At 45.1% G+C, this 15991-nt stretch carries 22 protein-coding genes and 1 pseudogene; all 23 read right to left on the bottom strand.

The genetic code is table 11. The features are described from left to right. Positions 1–18 precede the first annotated feature (18 nt). Positions 19–873 carry an alpha/beta fold hydrolase gene (locus BVI01S_RS10080; protein ID WP_244886925.1) on the bottom strand — a complete coding sequence of 285 codons (855 nt, stop codon included), beginning with the start codon at positions 871–873 and terminating at the stop codon, positions 19–21. Continuing rightward, positions 873–1157 carry a DUF3784 domain-containing protein gene (locus tag BVI01S_RS10075; RefSeq protein ID WP_034762213.1) on the bottom strand — a complete coding sequence of 95 codons (285 nt, stop codon included), beginning with the start codon at positions 1155–1157 and terminating at the stop codon, positions 873–875. Before BVI01S_RS10075 ends, BVI01S_RS10080 begins: the two co-directional genes overlap by 1 nt. A 115-nt stretch (positions 1158–1272) precedes the next feature. Beyond that, on the bottom strand, positions 1273–1527 hold the full coding sequence (locus tag BVI01S_RS10070) for a hypothetical protein (protein WP_061810054.1): 255 nt from the start codon (positions 1525–1527) through the stop codon (positions 1273–1275). Continuing rightward, positions 1524–2339 (bottom strand): DUF817 domain-containing protein, encoded by an 816-nt coding sequence (locus BVI01S_RS10065; RefSeq protein WP_061810103.1) that lies wholly within the window; start codon positions 2337–2339, stop codon positions 1524–1526. Before BVI01S_RS10065 ends, BVI01S_RS10070 begins: the two co-directional genes overlap by 4 nt. A 2-nt stretch (positions 2340–2341) precedes the next feature. Further along, on the bottom strand, positions 2342–2563 hold the full coding sequence (locus tag BVI01S_RS10060) for a helix-turn-helix domain-containing protein (protein WP_061810053.1): 222 nt from the start codon (positions 2561–2563) through the stop codon (positions 2342–2344). Positions 2564–2572: 9 nt separating this feature from the next. Beyond that, positions 2573–3046: a DUF2975 domain-containing protein gene (locus tag BVI01S_RS10055; RefSeq protein WP_034762207.1), complete on the bottom strand. Its 474-nt coding sequence runs from the start codon at positions 3044–3046 to the stop codon at positions 2573–2575. Between the two features lie 112 nt (positions 3047–3158). Continuing rightward, positions 3159–3356 (bottom strand): annotated as a pseudogene (locus BVI01S_RS22940) (GyrI-like domain-containing protein); the annotation flags it as partial. Between the two features lie 12 nt (positions 3357–3368). After that, a complete protein-coding gene (locus tag BVI01S_RS22935) occupies positions 3369–3635 on the bottom strand; it encodes a hypothetical protein (RefSeq protein WP_244886919.1) in 267 nt (88 codons plus the stop codon). A gap of 202 nt (positions 3636–3837) precedes the next feature. Further along, positions 3838–5031 carry an MFS transporter gene (locus BVI01S_RS10045; protein WP_061810052.1) on the bottom strand — a complete coding sequence of 398 codons (1194 nt, stop codon included), beginning with the start codon at positions 5029–5031 and terminating at the stop codon, positions 3838–3840. A gap of 12 nt (positions 5032–5043) precedes the next feature. Then, entirely contained in the window at positions 5044–5463 is a 420-nt protein-coding gene (locus BVI01S_RS10040) for a MarR family winged helix-turn-helix transcriptional regulator (RefSeq protein ID WP_061810051.1), read from the bottom strand. Positions 5464–5945: 482 nt separating this feature from the next. Further along, on the bottom strand, positions 5946–7232 hold the full coding sequence (locus tag BVI01S_RS10035; protein WP_061810102.1) for a histidine--tRNA ligase: 1287 nt from the start codon (positions 7230–7232) through the stop codon (positions 5946–5948). Between the two features lie 236 nt (positions 7233–7468). Further along, positions 7469–8029, bottom strand: coding sequence for a class I SAM-dependent methyltransferase (locus tag BVI01S_RS10030; protein ID WP_061810050.1), 561 nt, complete (start codon positions 8027–8029; stop codon positions 7469–7471). After that, complete coding sequence (locus tag BVI01S_RS10025) at positions 8022–8621, bottom strand: GNAT family N-acetyltransferase (RefSeq protein WP_156477321.1); 600 nt, start codon at positions 8619–8621, stop codon at positions 8022–8024. The genes BVI01S_RS10030 and BVI01S_RS10025 overlap by 8 nt, the downstream gene beginning before the upstream one ends. Before the next feature lie 39 nt (positions 8622–8660). Continuing rightward, positions 8661–9227, bottom strand: coding sequence for a DEAD/DEAH box helicase family protein (locus BVI01S_RS10020; RefSeq protein ID WP_061810049.1), 567 nt, complete (start codon positions 9225–9227; stop codon positions 8661–8663). Positions 9228–9317: 90 nt separating this feature from the next. Continuing rightward, positions 9318–10127, bottom strand: a complete 810-nt coding sequence (locus tag BVI01S_RS10015) for an MBL fold metallo-hydrolase (protein WP_061810048.1) — start codon at positions 10125–10127, stop codon at positions 9318–9320. Between the two features lie 50 nt (positions 10128–10177). After that, on the bottom strand, positions 10178–10609 hold the full coding sequence (locus BVI01S_RS10010) for a cytidine deaminase (protein WP_061810047.1): 432 nt from the start codon (positions 10607–10609) through the stop codon (positions 10178–10180). A 17-nt stretch (positions 10610–10626) separates the two neighbouring features. Next, positions 10627–11118 carry a kinase gene (locus BVI01S_RS10005; protein ID WP_061810046.1) on the bottom strand — a complete coding sequence of 164 codons (492 nt, stop codon included), beginning with the start codon at positions 11116–11118 and terminating at the stop codon, positions 10627–10629. A 16-nt stretch (positions 11119–11134) separates the two neighbouring features. Then, on the bottom strand, positions 11135–12202 hold the full coding sequence (locus tag BVI01S_RS10000; protein ID WP_061810045.1) for a DmpA family aminopeptidase: 1068 nt from the start codon (positions 12200–12202) through the stop codon (positions 11135–11137). Between the two features lie 13 nt (positions 12203–12215). Next, positions 12216–12638 (bottom strand): DUF4181 domain-containing protein, encoded by a 423-nt coding sequence (locus tag BVI01S_RS09995; protein ID WP_061810044.1) that lies wholly within the window; start codon positions 12636–12638, stop codon positions 12216–12218. A gap of 276 nt (positions 12639–12914) precedes the next feature. Continuing rightward, positions 12915–14168, bottom strand: coding sequence for an ATP-binding protein (locus BVI01S_RS09990; RefSeq protein ID WP_061810043.1), 1254 nt, complete (start codon positions 14166–14168; stop codon positions 12915–12917). A gap of 91 nt (positions 14169–14259) precedes the next feature. Beyond that, on the bottom strand, positions 14260–14883 hold the full coding sequence (locus BVI01S_RS09985) for a kinase (RefSeq protein WP_061810042.1): 624 nt from the start codon (positions 14881–14883) through the stop codon (positions 14260–14262). A gap of 18 nt (positions 14884–14901) precedes the next feature. After that, positions 14902–15378, bottom strand: coding sequence for a hypothetical protein (locus tag BVI01S_RS09980; protein ID WP_061810041.1), 477 nt, complete (start codon positions 15376–15378; stop codon positions 14902–14904). 1 nt (position 15379) lies between these two features. Next, a complete protein-coding gene (locus BVI01S_RS09975; protein ID WP_061810040.1) occupies positions 15380–15889 on the bottom strand; it encodes a nucleoside deaminase in 510 nt (169 codons plus the stop codon). Positions 15890–15991: the final 102 nt, after the last annotated feature.

Below are 15991 nucleotides of genomic sequence, written 5' to 3'. Positions count from 1 at the left end.
GGACAGGCACCTTGGCTCTTAAGAGTGAACCGGGATGACTGTCCCTGTGAAACTCATGAATTCATGTGTTAATGCAACCATCTTTTCAGGTTGTTCGAGTATGGTCCAGTGTCCGCTTTCTTCTACTTCTTTAAGGATGACGTTATCCAAATGTATCAAAACATTTTCCTTCATATAGGCATAGTGTAAAATATCGTGTGATCCTTGAGCAATCATGATGGGGAGGGATCTTAGCACCGCCAAGGACGGGACCAGGTTGTATTGATGGTCAAGTTCTTGCCCAATATGTTTAAGGGCATCCTGGTTGTATGGGATCCTTGTTTTCTTTTTTAATGTGTCATTTGAATACACGTAATATGGGTCGAGGAGTTGTTCAATCTTCCAGGATGAATCGACACCCAAGAGAGAGGAAAGGGAATAATAACCGAGCAGCATTTTCTTGTGAAATCCGAGTTTTCGAAAAAGGTTTTCTTTAAACGTCCGATAATCCCTAGAGGTTAACCCTATGGCAGCGGTGAGAATCAGTTTATGGATACGGTACGGATACTTCGCCGCATATGATAAGGCCAGGATGCTCCCCCAGGACTCTCCAAAAAGCGTCATTTTCTCCAAGTTGAGGGCTTTTCTGATTTCTTCGAGGTTGTTGATTTCATCGTCTATGGAATAGGAATGTCCTGTCTCTATTTCAGATCTTCCGCACCCCGTTTGATCATAAAAAATGATCTGAAAGCTTTCCCCTAAAGGCTCCATATGAGGGAGGAAATAGTCAGAACTCCCGCCTGGTCCTCCATGGAGGAAAACAATCGGCTCCCCTTCTCCTTTTTTAGTAATAAAAACGTTCTTTCCATTTATCATGACATGCTTTTCTTCCATCAATCCATAAGCCTCCTATTAATGAATACATACACACCCGTTAAAAGAGTCAACATGACCACCACAAGAATGGTTCCCTCGTAGGGATAATCGATTAAGCTATTGATGATCACAATCAACCCTAAAGGAAGAAAAAAGAGAAATCCCGTTACCGTTCCTAACAAAGACTTATTTTTGATCATCTTTTCATTGAAGCCTGCGAGCAGCCAAGTTTGTTTTTTGACACCGACTAAATATGAAACGAGGACAAGAGCAAGACCGATCACCAGCAAACCGTAGTCCATAGTGATTCCTCCCATTTTTCATGTTAGTACATGTACGTTTCAGCTCCCGAAAGGTTCCATATTTTTACTAAAAAAAGCCCCATTGGCGTACCAAGGGACCTGTTCCTCCTATAGATTAAGGCATGGAGCTGACAGCAAAATAGATAAACACGGTTGCCACCATCAAAAACACCATCCAGCCATTTGAAATGGCGAGTACCCGTCTGACCATCCACACGTTTTCCAGCTTGATTTGAATCACAAATCCGATTGCTACGATGGCGATCCAAGCCAATATTCCATACGGTGAGAATAAATATCCTGAATTCATGATCCACAGGATAAAGATGATGAAGTGGATCAATATGAATACGAAAGCCAGCTTCTTCAAACTGTTCCCTCCTGACCTTGCTGGGAATGTTCGGTTGGGATGTGGATTGCCTCACCCTTACCCTTCACTCGTTTCAACGATGCCACAATCAAAAAGCTGACAATGACGAGGAGAAGCCATGAGCTGACCTTCCCAAGGTGGACAAGGCTCCAGGCTTCGGTCTGGTTCGGGTATTCCCAGGCACCGAAGAAGGTTGCGATGTTTTCAGCGATCCAGATGAAGAAGCCGATGAGGACAAATGATAGGGCGAGAGGCATGTGGTAACGTGTCCCACCCACCTCATATTCGACCCACGTCTTCCAAAAGACGACGATGACAAGGCCCGAGAGCCACCAGCGGATGTCGATCCAATAATGGTGGGTAAAAAAATTCAGGTAGATCGCGGCAGCAAGGGCTACGACTGCCCAAAACGGCGGCCACCGGATCAACTCCACCTTGAGCCTCCTCCACGCCTGGCACAGGTAACTTGCTACACTTGCATACATGAATCCACTATATAAAGGGACGCCGAACAACTTGGAATAGCCTTCCCCGGGATAAGACCACGAGCCCATATGTACCTTGAACAGTTCAAGGGCCAGGCCGATCAGATGGAATAGGGTGATGACCTTCAATTCATCCCGGGTTTCGAGACTCGATTTCACCATTCCCCATTGCATGATAAGGCAGATCAGGAGCAGCCAGTCATACCTCGGCAGGAAGGGGAGCGGAATGATTTGAGTCATCGCCAAAGATGCAAAGATGACCACAGGAAACAAGCAGGACAGAGCCTGCTCCCAGCCGAAACGAAGGAGTTGTTTGCCCGCTCTCATGATCATGACTCTGCTTCTTCATCCCGTTCATACTCAAGCAAATCTCCCGGCTGACAATCAAGTGCCTTGCAGATCGCGTCCAGCGTGGATAAACGAACAGCCTTTGCCTTCCCGTTTTTCAGGATCGAAAGGTTGGCCATCGTGATTCCCACTTTTTCCGAAAGCTCCGTCACACTCATTTTCCGTTTCGCAAGCATCACATCTATATTGATTATAATTGCCATAATTTCACCTCAGACCGTTAAATCATTTTCAGATTTGATTTCGATGGCATTGTAGAGAAGCTTCTGGAGAACTGCCGCGAATACCGCAATGACGGCTGATCCGAAGACAAAGATCATCCCGATCACGATAATCCCCGGCGCGTCATCCACCTCCGCCAGTACATAAAAGAGCGGCAATCCTGCTACATAGAAGAGACTGATGACGATGGCACACTTCTTGATCACCTTCAACGCCTTCACGGATGCCCCTGAGAAAGCGTTGTTCCGGTCAATCAGCATCAATAATTTAAACGCCTGATACAACGCCGTGTAAAAAGGGATCGCCGATGCATACATGACAGCCAGCATCCCATAAACCACATAGGCAACTTTCGAACCCGCCGCTTCCATTGCGATCAGAGGTAATCCAATCAAGCATAAAGCGGCAATGGGAGCCCCGATAAGAAAAAGGGCAATTTTCAAAAAAAGTGTTTCCCGTTTCATTCTTAGCACCTCACTTGATAATATAATATGAATTTACCATGTTATTTATTGTTTTACAATAAATTTTTATTATTTTTTAAGATGTGTTTATTGATAAATAAAGAGCACCCCCTTATGCGCGGGGATGCTCACCAACCGGAATCCAGATGTCCATTTCATATTCATCGCTATCTTCTTTTCCAAACCAATGCCCGTCCACCACTTCAATCTCGGGCATTCCTTTTTCAATGTGATATCCTTCCCGGTCAAAGACCTTCCACAGCTTGTGGTAGGTTGAAGGGATGTTCCTGGCGGGGCCTTTATGGTTGAATACGACGTATTTTTACTTCGGAAAAAGGTGTGCCGTCAAGTCCTTTTTCATTCTTCGGAAAGCTACAGAATCCATCTCCATCCCACAGGTGTAATAGTAGTCATCGCTTCTTGGGGGAAGGCAGACCCCTACTATCTGATCCACCTGATCCGTTGCGATGAATTCCTTCGCTTTCTCCCATAGGCCAGGTATCGGATATGCAAAATCTTCGCCCCAGCTCCCCGGAGCACTATATCCGACCACAACAAAAGATTCCTTCACCACTTCTTTAAACTTCATTCCTCTCCCACCTCTCATCTCACCTGCACTCTACTAATATAGTAGAAATTCAAGACACCCTCCTGTCCATTCTTGCTCATGATAGACAGGTGAGGGACGGACCTCTATGGGCGGGAAACCAATAGAGTAAATAGACATTTTGGAGGTCCGTCCCTCAAAAAAAAGGAGTCCGGCCATGTGGCCGGACTCCTTTAAGTGAATCTTATTCATGCGCAAGTACTGCGCGCGATTGTTTTCTTTCCTGGAAGTAGTAGAGTACGAGTGTTGCGGCAACCAGGATTCCCATTATCGTGTACAGGGAACGATAGCCGGTCAAGGGAATCAGGAAGCCAAGTACATAAGGTCCGAATCCAAGGCCTGCATCAAGGGAAATATAATAAGTGGATGTTGCAAGACCCACGCGCTCAGGAGGAACGGCCTTCACGGCAATCGCCTGTGTGACGGATTGCATATTACCGAATCCCAGTCCGATTAGAACTCCCGAAAGAAGCAGGATCATTGTATTACCAGCCGCACTTAATAGGAACAAGCCCGCCGCGAACAGGACAAACGCCGGCAGCATGACGGCCTTGGCCCCTTTTGCATCCATGAGTCTTCCTGTGAATGGGCGCGATACGAGGATCGCAACGGCATAGACGACAAAGAACACGCTCGCTGCTTCTACAAGGTCGATGTCGATGGCATAGAAATTAATGAACGACAGGACACTTGAGTAAGCAAGGGAAACGAACAATACGACAAGCGCGATAGGAAGTGCCTTTGGCTCGATGAAACTTGACAGGCTCAGGCGCTCTTTCTCCGCTTTTTTCCCTGCCGGTTTCTTGACAACCGGAATTTTCACAAACAGTGTAATGAGGTAGCTGATGACCCCAAGGGCAAGACAGAAGGCAAAGATCGTTGTGAAGCTTGCATGCTGACTTAAGAAAAGACCGAAGAATGGTCCAACAGCGGTTGCGAGTGTAATGCTCATACTGTAGTAACCGATTCCTTCCCCTTTCCGGCTCCCAGGGATGATTTCCGCTACGATGGTACCGGTAGCCGTACTGACCATCCCGAGTGCCACACCGTGAAGAAAACGGGTAAGCAGTAGGAAACTGATGCCGCCCTCCACAAAATACAGGCATGAGGTGGCAATGAATGCGATCATGCCGACAAACAGCATTTTCTTATTTCCGATGGTCGTGATCATTCGGCCTAGGAACAAGCGTCCGATCAAGGTCCCGATGATGAAGATCCCGGTCACTAGTCCCGCCTGACTTTCCGATGCACCGAATTCATCCACAGCATAGACCGCCATGGTGACGAGCAATAAATAAAAGATTAAATAGATGAAAAAGTTGGCGATGGACATGAGCGTGAAGTCCTTCGTCCATAGCTTTGACTGTGTCTGGCTCATCTGTAAAACTCCTTATCTGTTCAAGTTTTCTTTGATTTTTTTCATCATTTCCATCATCTCAAGCTGCTTCTCTTCGCTGATTCCTTCCATGATGGTCTGTTCAAAACGGTCGATGGTTTTGCGGGCATTCTCATACACTTCGATCCCCGCCTCCGTCAGCTGCATCCGCTTTTCCCGGCGATCCTTCCCGGGAATACGCTCGATATAGCCCGCTTCCTCCAACTGATGAACCGTCCTCGTAATCGTTGGTTTCTCCACACTCTGATAGTTGGAGATCTCCACGTTGGAGGCAGGTCCGTTATGATAAAGATTATATAAAATCGTCCACTGAGCCCTATGCAGACCGTGTTCATTCAGCTGAACGTTCAATTGATTCTCAAATGGCCTGTAGAGCCTGATCAGCTCCTGAAAAAACTGTTGCTCCGATTTCATTTGGTGGATCCTCCTTTTCATATAGTTATCTTGGGTAATGGTTATCTTGGGTAACTATTATATAGTAACAGATGATTGTAGGGTTGTCGAGTGGGGGGAGTTGAGGGGTAATTTGAGCCCATTTCGCAAAAAAATAAACCCTTCTTCGTAGGACGTAGGTTAACATGGACGAACCAGGTCAGAGCTATAATACGAAAAGGGTTATTGGGTATAGGGTGGACAATAAATGGGAAGTTTAATCATTTTTCCGTGATTTCTATAAGATTCCCGTTGCTTTTGTTCATTTCAGCAAGCAATATTACTCTACTCTTCCAATAGACGTACTGATTCCTAGTCAAAACTGAGAGAAAAAGATTCTCAATAAGAGAATCATGCAAGATTGGACCACTTTTCATGCGACATAAGAAATTATCGTGCGGGTCTTGAGATAATAAAGCCTCTTGTCGAATAATCTTTAATTCTTAGAACCTCTGCCCTTCAGTCTATTGCAAATCACTCATCTCCCATACTTTCTCCTCTCCGGTTACCATATCCTTCACCTTAAATTGATTCTTCCGGACCTCCTCTTCTCCTATAACAATCACATTCCGTACCCCTTCTTTATTTGCTTTCTCCAAGAGCTTTCCTAATTTCCGGCTGCTCATCTCAAGTTCGACGATATAGCCTTTTTTCCTTAAATCATGTGCCACCCGTAAAGCTTCCTTCCCGGTACCAAGTGGAATGATGTAATAGTCAACGGTGGCACTTTTCTTCCCATTTTGCTTAGTCGTCATGATCGCTGCATATATGACATCCAATCCAAAGGAAATGCCGACAGTCGAGACATTTTCACCTGTTCCCAATAGACCACCGATAGCATTATCATACCGCCCTCCGCTACCGATGCTTGAGGTGATGGACCCATCCGTTAAGAATATTTCATAAATGGTCCCCGTGTAGATTTCCAGACCTCTTGCCAAAAAGGGATTGAACACGCATTGTTCGTTGATTTCCAGGAAGTCAATATAGGAAGTCAGTTCCTTTAATTCATCCAATCCTTCCCTGATTTGGCCGTTTTGATCGGCGTATGATTCGAAATAGCCCAATCGGCTATTGTCACTGTCTGTTAAAAATTGTTGGATCAATTGGTTAGTGCTGTCCGCAATGGACAGGTCAGAGAGTTCTGAGATGACCGAATCGACACCAATCTTTTCGAGTTTGTCGAGGATCAAAACTGCTTGATTGATTCGATCCTCTTCTACACCGAACACTTCAAGCATCCCTGTCAGCAGTTTCCGGTTATTGTATTGAATGGTCACCTTCATATCGAGTTTTCCAAACGCATCCACGGCCATCATCAGCAGCTCCGCTTCCGCAACCTGTGATTCGACGCCCACAATGTCCACGTCACACTGAGTGAATTCCCGGAATCTACCCGCCTTGATAGGTCCGTCCCTGAATACTTTTCCGATTTCATAGCGCTTGAACGGCATGGGGATGGTCGGGTTCATGGCCGCCACCTTGGCAAAGGGAATCGTCAAATCATAGCGCAGGGCGAGGTCCCTTTCTCCCCTGTCCGTTAAGGTGTACATCTCTTCCAGGATCTCAGCCCCTCCTGCATATTTCGAGGCGAGTAATTCTGTGTAATTCAGGATCGGGGTCTCGAGGGGCTTGCAGCCGTATTGGATAAAAACGTCCTCCAGGGTCCTCCTGACTTCCCTTCTGATCACTTCCGCCTCCGGTAAATAATCCTGCGTCCCTTTGACATTTTGATAATCCATCTTCTTCATCTTCATCTTTCTTCTCCTCCTTTTTTCTATAAAAAAAGAACCGCACTTGATAAGCGAATAACTTAATCAAATGCGGTTCTATGGGAAATAACCTTCCTATGTGCGATTGTTAAAAATCGGATAGCAAGGTTACTCGATATGATGATGGAATTGTGTGAATGAGCATTGCTTGTTGATGAAAGTCATATTTATCCACCTCTTATTTTCATATACGTTATCACATAAGAAATGTGATTTCAATACTTAATAGCGTCAAGGATGAGAGAAGGGGCAGCCATACGTTCCCCCTGATTTCTAGGATCGTACTTTTTGGATCGGAAGATGACCCCGTCAGATCCATCCCAATCATGTTGGTAAAAATCGCCTTTATCGTCAAAATATTCAAGCAATCTCACTTGGAATCCGGCTGCCTCAAATAGTTCCTTTAACACCCTGTAATCATAAACAATCTTATGACTGGCAGCAGGGTGATCTTCCGGACCAGGTCCCCCTATTTGTACGACCCTTTGATAATCTTCATCAGGAAAATACCCATCAGGTACAGCGCAACGAATATATCCAGACGCCTTAAGATACTTCAGGCATATCTTTGCTGCCCGTAACCCTTCTTCGTATGTAAGGTGTTCCCATACATGCTCAGCCAATATTGCGGATATAGAATTTTCTTCGAACATGTTTTGCCACGTCGTTTCATCCAGTAAGTTCAGATCTTCTTCCTGGGTGTGCAACCAACCGGGATTATTATGATATTCTCCTGCGCCGATTACGACTTTGAGTTCTGTATGATTATTATTCATACTTCAACTCCCTCAAAGCAAATCCTGCCTTTACCGAAGGCCACTCCTCATCAATGATCGAATACAGAACGGCATTTCTGACATAGCCACCTGACAGGATCCTTTCTTTTCTCAAGACTCCCTCTTTCACGGCACCTAACCGTTCAATTGCCTTCTGGGAACGGAGGTTTCGTTCATCTGTTTTAAGCTGAACCCGCAACATCCCCAGTTCTTCAAAACAATAACGAAGAATGAGATACTTACAGCTGGAATTCACGAAAGACCTCTGATAATCTTTTCTGTACCAAGTGGAACCTAGTTCACACGATTTTTGTGAAAGGTTGATTTCGAACAACCTGGTAGACCCTATGATTCTATTTTGTTCTTTTAACACAACCGCAAAAGGTAAGGCCGTTTGTTGATCCCGTAGCCGGGTAGCGGCTGTTACCCATTGTTCCATTTGTTCAAGGGTTGTAATTCCGATTAACATGAAACGCCATATCTCCGGATCGTTTGCTTCAAGGAGAGCAGCGGAATGGTGAACCTCCAAGGGTATCAATTTGATTTTCTCATTTTCTAATGTCGGTGGGGAATGAAAGATAGTAGTTTTCATATGTCCTCCTGTTTTTCCATTCATTTTGAGGTCCGTCCCTTACTTACGCTCGAGCTGAAACTCTTCTATTATCTTCTCGGCAACTTGTTCGGGGCTCATATCTGTGTTGTTGATCTTGATATACTTCTCTCTTTCTATTTCCCCTTCGACCGAATTCAGGCGATATGTATCCAGGGAAGCAAGCAACCGCTTTTCGGAGTCTTCGATATTTCGCTTCGACGGCTTATGCTGCAGTCGGTTCGGTGTGATGTTCCGTTTCAGTCTGACTTCCAGATCTGTTTCCAGCTCGACGAAATAGACATCTGCCCCGTTGGATTCAAAAATGTCTGTGACCTTCTCGACCCACTTCCAGTCCTTTTCTTCGTTAAATGCCCACATGAAGGTAAATATCATCCCGTATTGATCTGTTTTTGCAAATGATTGAAAAATTTCTTCTCTCATCATCCCGCAAATCCTCCACATTTCTTCTGTGAATCCGAAGAAAGGCTGAAGCAGTTCAATGGTCATGTGGTTATGAAATAGTTTCAGTTCTGTTCTTTTTTCCAGTTCTTGTCCTACCGTCATTTTGCCGACGGCCTGGGGTCCGAATAGTAAGATGAGTTTCATTGGAGTGCCCCCTTTTGGGTTATTTGCTAGTAAATCGCTTGATTTTATGTTTATTTAAGGACCAGCTTTTTTGTTTATGAACAAGATTTGTCAGTGGTCTTCTCCATCCTCTTTTCTAGCCAACTTTATGTTTTCAAAATGGATACTCTTCATTCCCTCAAAAAAGGGGTATTGTTCGCTACAATGGGTTTCGAGCTTTTCCCCATCCTGTAAAAGATGATTAATATAGTAGGTTGATTCCTTGAGTCTTCTCATGATTTCGTCGGGATTATTTGTCACAGACCCATGCCCGGGGACATGTATCTGAATAGAGTGATTTTCCATAATCGTTGCTGCCTTTTCCATCGTTTTCTTATAATCTATGTAACTGCTGAAAATGAACGGAAACTCTACATCGGATAGATAGTCACCTGATAAAAAGATACCTAATGGTTCAACGACCGTGAAAAGACCGTCGTGGGTGTGACCGGGTGCTTTGTAAAAACGTAAAGAAAGTGAGCCGAGTTCGAGTCTTTCTCCATCGCGGGATATGGCGTGATCCACTGATGGGTAATGGGGCTCGTAGTCCCTTTTGATATAATACCGCTGATCAAACTCACTGATCTTCTGCAAGATTTCTTCCTTGTGTTCATGAGCTTTCAGTTCTTCTGAAGCAATCACCTTTGCTTCCGGAAATGCCCCGGAACCGATGATGTGGTCGAAATCACTGTGCGTGTAGATGATATAAAGCTGCTTGTCACCTAATTCTCTATCCACATACTCCCGAATGGCCTGGACTTCATGGGGCAGCCAATTGGGGTCGGTCATAATCATGACATCATCAGTTTGAATGATGGCTGATGTGGTTTGATATAGTGAACTTTGAAAAACGGTTAAATGGTCGTTTTTGAAGTGGATCATATGATACCTCCTTTGAGCTCATCCTAAAATTCTTTTGTTTATTTGAAAATTCATTCCACATCACTCGAATACTTCTCCGGCAGCAATTCCATCACGTTACACTTCACCAATTCCCCCCCATATGAAAGGATCACATCGGTATGTTTTCCATAATCGCTTATTAATTCCCGGCACATTCCACAAGGTGCGACGACCCAGCATTTCTCGATGTCTTCGTGTGGATGGGGGTGTGCTACTGCAACAATCGTTTCAAATTCGTGGTCTCCTTCAGAAATGGATTTCCCAAGGGCCATCGCTTCGCCGCATACGGTGATCCTGCCGACGTTTGCTTCAACGTGGACAGCTGCATAGACCTCTCCGGATGTTGCTCTGACGGCTGAACCGATGTGGTGCCGACCGTACCGATAATTCGTTTCTATGACTCTTTCTGCTTCTTTGATCAGTTCATAGTCTCTTTCTTCTAATGGTTTAACGTTTAACATGTTGCACTCCCTTTTTTTCATATTTGTGCTAAAATCATTTCCACTATCTCATCCTGTGTCATTTCATCCGTCAATTGAACCTCTCCATCCACACGGAGATAGTCCTCCGCATTCCACCAGTCACGCAAAGACTCCTCCCCAAATTCTGTCTTTTTTGAACGGGAGTTATGCCGTCGGACGGTTTCTTGAAACGATAAATCGTAGTAGTATGTATGAGCTTTTCCGTTATAAAACTGGATTAACTCCCGAAGCATGTCACCGTAGCGTTGTTCTGAGAAGATTCCTTCTACAATGACGTACTCGCATTTCCCTCTGCCGTATTCTGTGATTTGCCTGATCAGGTCCATGGACAGGTTGCCGTCCCGGTCCTGAACCTTCAACATATCGCGGCGGACGACATCTTGGGAGACGAGGAGTGTCCCCCGTCCCAGATGTTGTTGAAGACGCTTGGCGGTCGTGGTCTTTCCGCTGCCGGAATTTCCTCGAATGATGATCAATGTTGATTCCATAATTCCTCCCAGGTGGTTATAGCTCTATAGTGTATTTTTCCAGTAAATCTTTTAATGCCGGTCTTTCATTTCCGTCCCTGCCCACCACGTGTGTTGCCGTGATCAATGAGTTCAATACTGCTTCTTCCGTTGCTTCTCCGATTGCGCGGAATGCAAGATCGATTTCTTCTTCATGAATCATGGGGACAGACATATATTGAGACGTTTGGTCATGGGGGATCTTCGTTGCCGTCGAGAAGCCGATGACCACTTCGCCGCTCCCGGTTGTGATGATGGAGCCTGTACGGGATAATCCTGTGATCGTCCGCTTGATGATTCGGTTGAGCTGTCTTTCGGACACGGGGAGGTCCGTCCCTGCAATGATGATGATCGAGCCTTTGTCCAGTTCTTCCCGGGAGTGGAGGATTCTTTTCTTCAGTTCTCCTCCGACAGCCCTTCCGTTTATAGTCAGGTCGCTTAGTATCCCGAAGTTCGTTAAGACGAGGACACCCATTGTGTAGGTCCCGTGGTCCATCTTCATCATCCGTGATGCCGTCCCGATTCCTCCTTTCAAGGAGTAGCAGAGCATACCGGTACCGGCTCCGACCGTCCCCTCTTCAACGAATGACGAGGTATTTTCCAGAGCTTTCCGGACATGATCTTTCGTGATGAAACGTGCCCTAATGTCGTTTAAAAACATGTCATTGCACTCACACACCACGGGATTGACGGTCCCTGTCGTTCTGCCAATCTCAGGATTTTGTTCGAGCATGTAATCGATCAGGGCGTCGGCGGCTGTACCGATGCTCAATGTATTCGTTAATAGAATGGGAGTTTCCAAGGTTCCTAGTTCATTGATCTGGATCGTTCCCATTGTTTTGCCGAATCCGTTGATGACATGGGTGGAGGCGATGAGCTTCTCTTTGAATAGGTTTCCCTGGTGAGGCAGGATCGCCGTGACACCGGTTTGCCTATCATTTTCACTAAGGGTGACATGACCGACCGTTACGCCTTCAACATCTGTGATTGAATTGTTGGGACCTGTTTCTAACTTACCGATTTTCACTCCGTAGTCCCGGATTCTTTTTTGTGCAGGATGGTTCATTGCGGCCCCTCCATTAGGTGAATATTCCGAAAAATTCGGTTGTGAAGAATACTAGTAACGTGATGGATAGATAGGCTAGCTGTGAAAGGGTGAATTTATAATCATTGGGATTCTCTGAATGTTTCTTTTCAAAGATGGCCCTGACTGTTTCCGATACCAGGCCAAAACCGAATACCATTATATACGGTTGCAAGTACCATACTCTTCCTTCTTGATCCAGATTGAAAGCATGATAGATGCCTCCAATGACAATAAGGATCAAAAATGCGATTCGAATCATCCAATCCCATTTTTTATGATGATCATTCACATGGTTATACGAGAACCTCTTCTTTCTCTTGACGTTCAATATTTTCCTCATTCCTGCATTAAATAGGAAGATGGACAAAGCGTAGATTGATAAGAATAAGAAACTCTTTACTAAAAAATGATCCAACTAATCGTTCTCCTCCTATGTAGTCAGTTACATACCAATTATTCCAAAATATTCATATAAACTCAATCCTTTCTTGATAAAGACATTCCTTGCCCTGTAATCATGCGGGATTTTAAAAAATCGTGCGGGTTCTGGATTTTTCATGCGGGACTGAAGATAATCGTGCGAGATTGGATTTAATCATGCCGGTTTCGATTGAAATCGAGCAGCTACGTCGAATTTTTTGTGGGAGCCATAGAAAAAGCGACTTTGACCAATAAAGATCTAAGCCGTTTTTCACGTTTCAACACGGGGAAATTCGATGACAAACTCCGTACCGATCCCTTCTTCACTTTCCACCGTGATGCGCCCTTTGAAGGAACGGATGATTTGATAGCTGACCATCATCCCGAGACCGGTACCCTTTTCTTTGAGAGAATAATAGGGAGAGCCAAGGCGGTCGACTTGGTTTGGGTTCATGCCGACTCCCTGGTCTTTGATGGTGATCCTGATATGTCCGTCATCGGATGAGTGACAGGCGATCCAGACGGTTCCACCTTCCGGCATGGATTCCACGGCATTTTTCAGGATATTGATCAGAGTTTGGTTCAGCTTTTGAGGGTTTGCTTGGATCCAGCAGTCATCCGCTATATCGGACTTAAACTCCACCTGCTGGTTTATGTTGAATGTTTGAATGAGCGTGGTGACACGCTTTAACTGTTCACCGACATTGATGGTCCCATATGTATCGAGGGAAGGCTTGCCGAACGCCAGGAAGTCGCTGATGATTTCATTGGCACGGTCCAATTCTTCAATGGATACCTTGATATATTCCTTCTTATGTTGAGGTAAGTCCGGCTCATCGAGTAGCTGAAGAAAGCCACGGGTCACCTGCATGGGGTTTCGGATTTCATGGGCAAACACACTGGTCAGCTCACTGATCATCCTGAATTTCTCCGCATCCTGGATCTCTAGCCTCAGCTGATGGATCTCACGGATCTTTTCAATCAATACCGTACAGAAACAGGTAACGGCCACTGTAAAAAGAAGATGGATACCTTGCACTTTCAAAACGGGGATTGAGATTCCATTTATAAGACTGAACACCGTCATACCACAGAGGCAATATAGGAAAGATAATCCCGCTGCAATCATCACTCTTCGATCCTTTTTCTCCCGCATAAACATTCGTTGAACGTACAAAATGACAGGCAGGGTGATAACCAGAACAAGGATTGTTGTATAGAGTCCCATGGTGATTCCCGAGGTCATTCGATAGAAGATAATCAGGACCGACAGAAAGAGCCCTGGACCTATCCCGAGGTATAATGTCCCGAGAAGGAGTGGAATAAATCGCAAATCGAGGCGGTCTCCTCCCGCATATTCCACCGGGAATGACATACATAACACGATGGACACTCCCCACAATAGGGCTACGAACATCTTGATTGTGCGGTCATTCTTTACTTTTTCCAGAATAAAGGTGAAATAACTGAATATCGGTATGATCATGAGGGTGAGCTGCAGCAGGAAATCTTTCACTATACTCATCTGGGCACCATTCGCCTTCTGTTTATATACGGTTCTATTTTAACAAAAAAACAGATGAAGATAGAGAATATTTCAACAACTTACGACATTTTCAGATTCTTTCAATATAGTCTGCCTTTCCAGCCGGATTTTCGAGAAGAAGATAATGATCCTCCGCCAGCCAGTATCTTCTCTTATACTTCTCGACCCTGGCCTGCTCATCCCCGAGATAGGTGTCCCGCCCAATAACTCTTTCGGATCTGAGTTCTGAGGGACAGTCCAAAAAAATCACAAAGTCAAAGAAATCACGCCATTCCTTCCGTTGCAGGAAGACACCTTCAATCAGGACCACCCTTACCCCGTCTAGGTGGAATGGCTTCGATACGACTGAGTCCGCACTGGATTCATAGAAAGGTAACGTGATAGAGTTACAGCCCCCATGTAACCTTTGGAAAAGTTCTTTCCGAAGCTGTTCAATATTCCACTGAAGTGCGTAATATTCATACCATTCCTCGTTCCCCGTTCCATACCGTTCGCTCTTTTCCACAATGTAGTCGTCCATGTGGAGGATAACCGCGTCACACTTTGCGAGTATTAATGCTTGTTGCACCTTTCTGGCAAGGGTCGTCTTCCCCGATCCACCTAAGCCATCGATCCCGACGATGAAGGGACGGTTGATCGAAGAGCGTCTTGTATATTGTGCGAATAATGTGCGGGTCACTTGCTCAATGGCCATGTCCATGTTCCTCCATCATTACTTGGAGTCATATACTTTCCCTACATACACGTCATGTTTCTCGAAGATTTCTTCTTCAAACTTCTCACACCACTTCTTCACTTCCTCGAGATCATTTGTTTCAAATACCTTTTGATCCCAAGCCATTTGGGTCGGCCGGTCTTTGTCTGCACGATACTCATCGAAGAATATGTAATAAGGTTCTTTGTCTTTTGTGAAGCTGGAATACTTTCTGATTTCATCCCATTCTTCTTGATGTACATCCTTGTAGCGATCTACTCTACACAGGATCTGTCCGGGATGCAGGAATGAGTGACGCTTTGCCAGACCCCACAATGGCTGATCTGCTTCACTGAATTTCTCTTCGTCTTCGTCTTCCATTACGACATAGCTGTAAATTTCGTAACGATTTTCCTGCAGTGGTTCCGGCTTTGATGCTTTCTTCATTAAAAAGATGATCAATACTACTATGATGCCAATGATAAAATAAACCATCTCATCCTCCCTTTTTGAATGTTTTCCTCAAGTTCACCACATGATTGGGGCTCTCCTCCCACTGCCTCATGAGTTCGAGCTGCTTCATCTTTAAATCGGCATAAGGTTCTTCCAGTACGTCGACTTCGTTAAGTTTGCGTTCAAAGATGCCGGCAGCGTTCACTTTTTTATATCCGCCAAATCCTTGCCCATCATTCAGCAGCCACACCACCCTCCTGATTTTAGAGAAAAGGATTCCGCCGGTGCACATGAGACACGGTTCCACAGTAGTGTAGATCGTTAATGTCTCACCTTCTATTTTCGCTTTGAAAATGGACGAACCGGCATTTCGGATGGCGTCCATTTCCGCATGGGCCGTTGCATCCTGATGAGAATGGACACGGTTTCTCCCTGTGGAGAGGATGTTCTTATTTTCATCGACAATGACAGCGCCTATCGGATACGTCTGATCGTTTAAAGCTTTTTCGGCTTCTTCAAGCGCCAATTCCAGAAAGAATCGATCGTTGCGCATTTTCCCCCTCCTTATAAAACCTATATACCAATTATTTCAAATTAAGAAGGATAACTCAATGATTAACTCAAGGGCTATTTTCTTTCATAAAAAAGAGGTCTG

The organism is Rossellomorea vietnamensis NBRC 101237 (assembly GCF_001591825.1).
In the GTDB taxonomy this organism is placed as follows: Bacteria; Bacillota; Bacilli; order Bacillales; family Bacillaceae_B; genus Rossellomorea; species Rossellomorea vietnamensis.
Note: the sequence above shows the minus strand (reverse complement) of the source record. Positions and strands in the feature narration are given on the sequence as shown.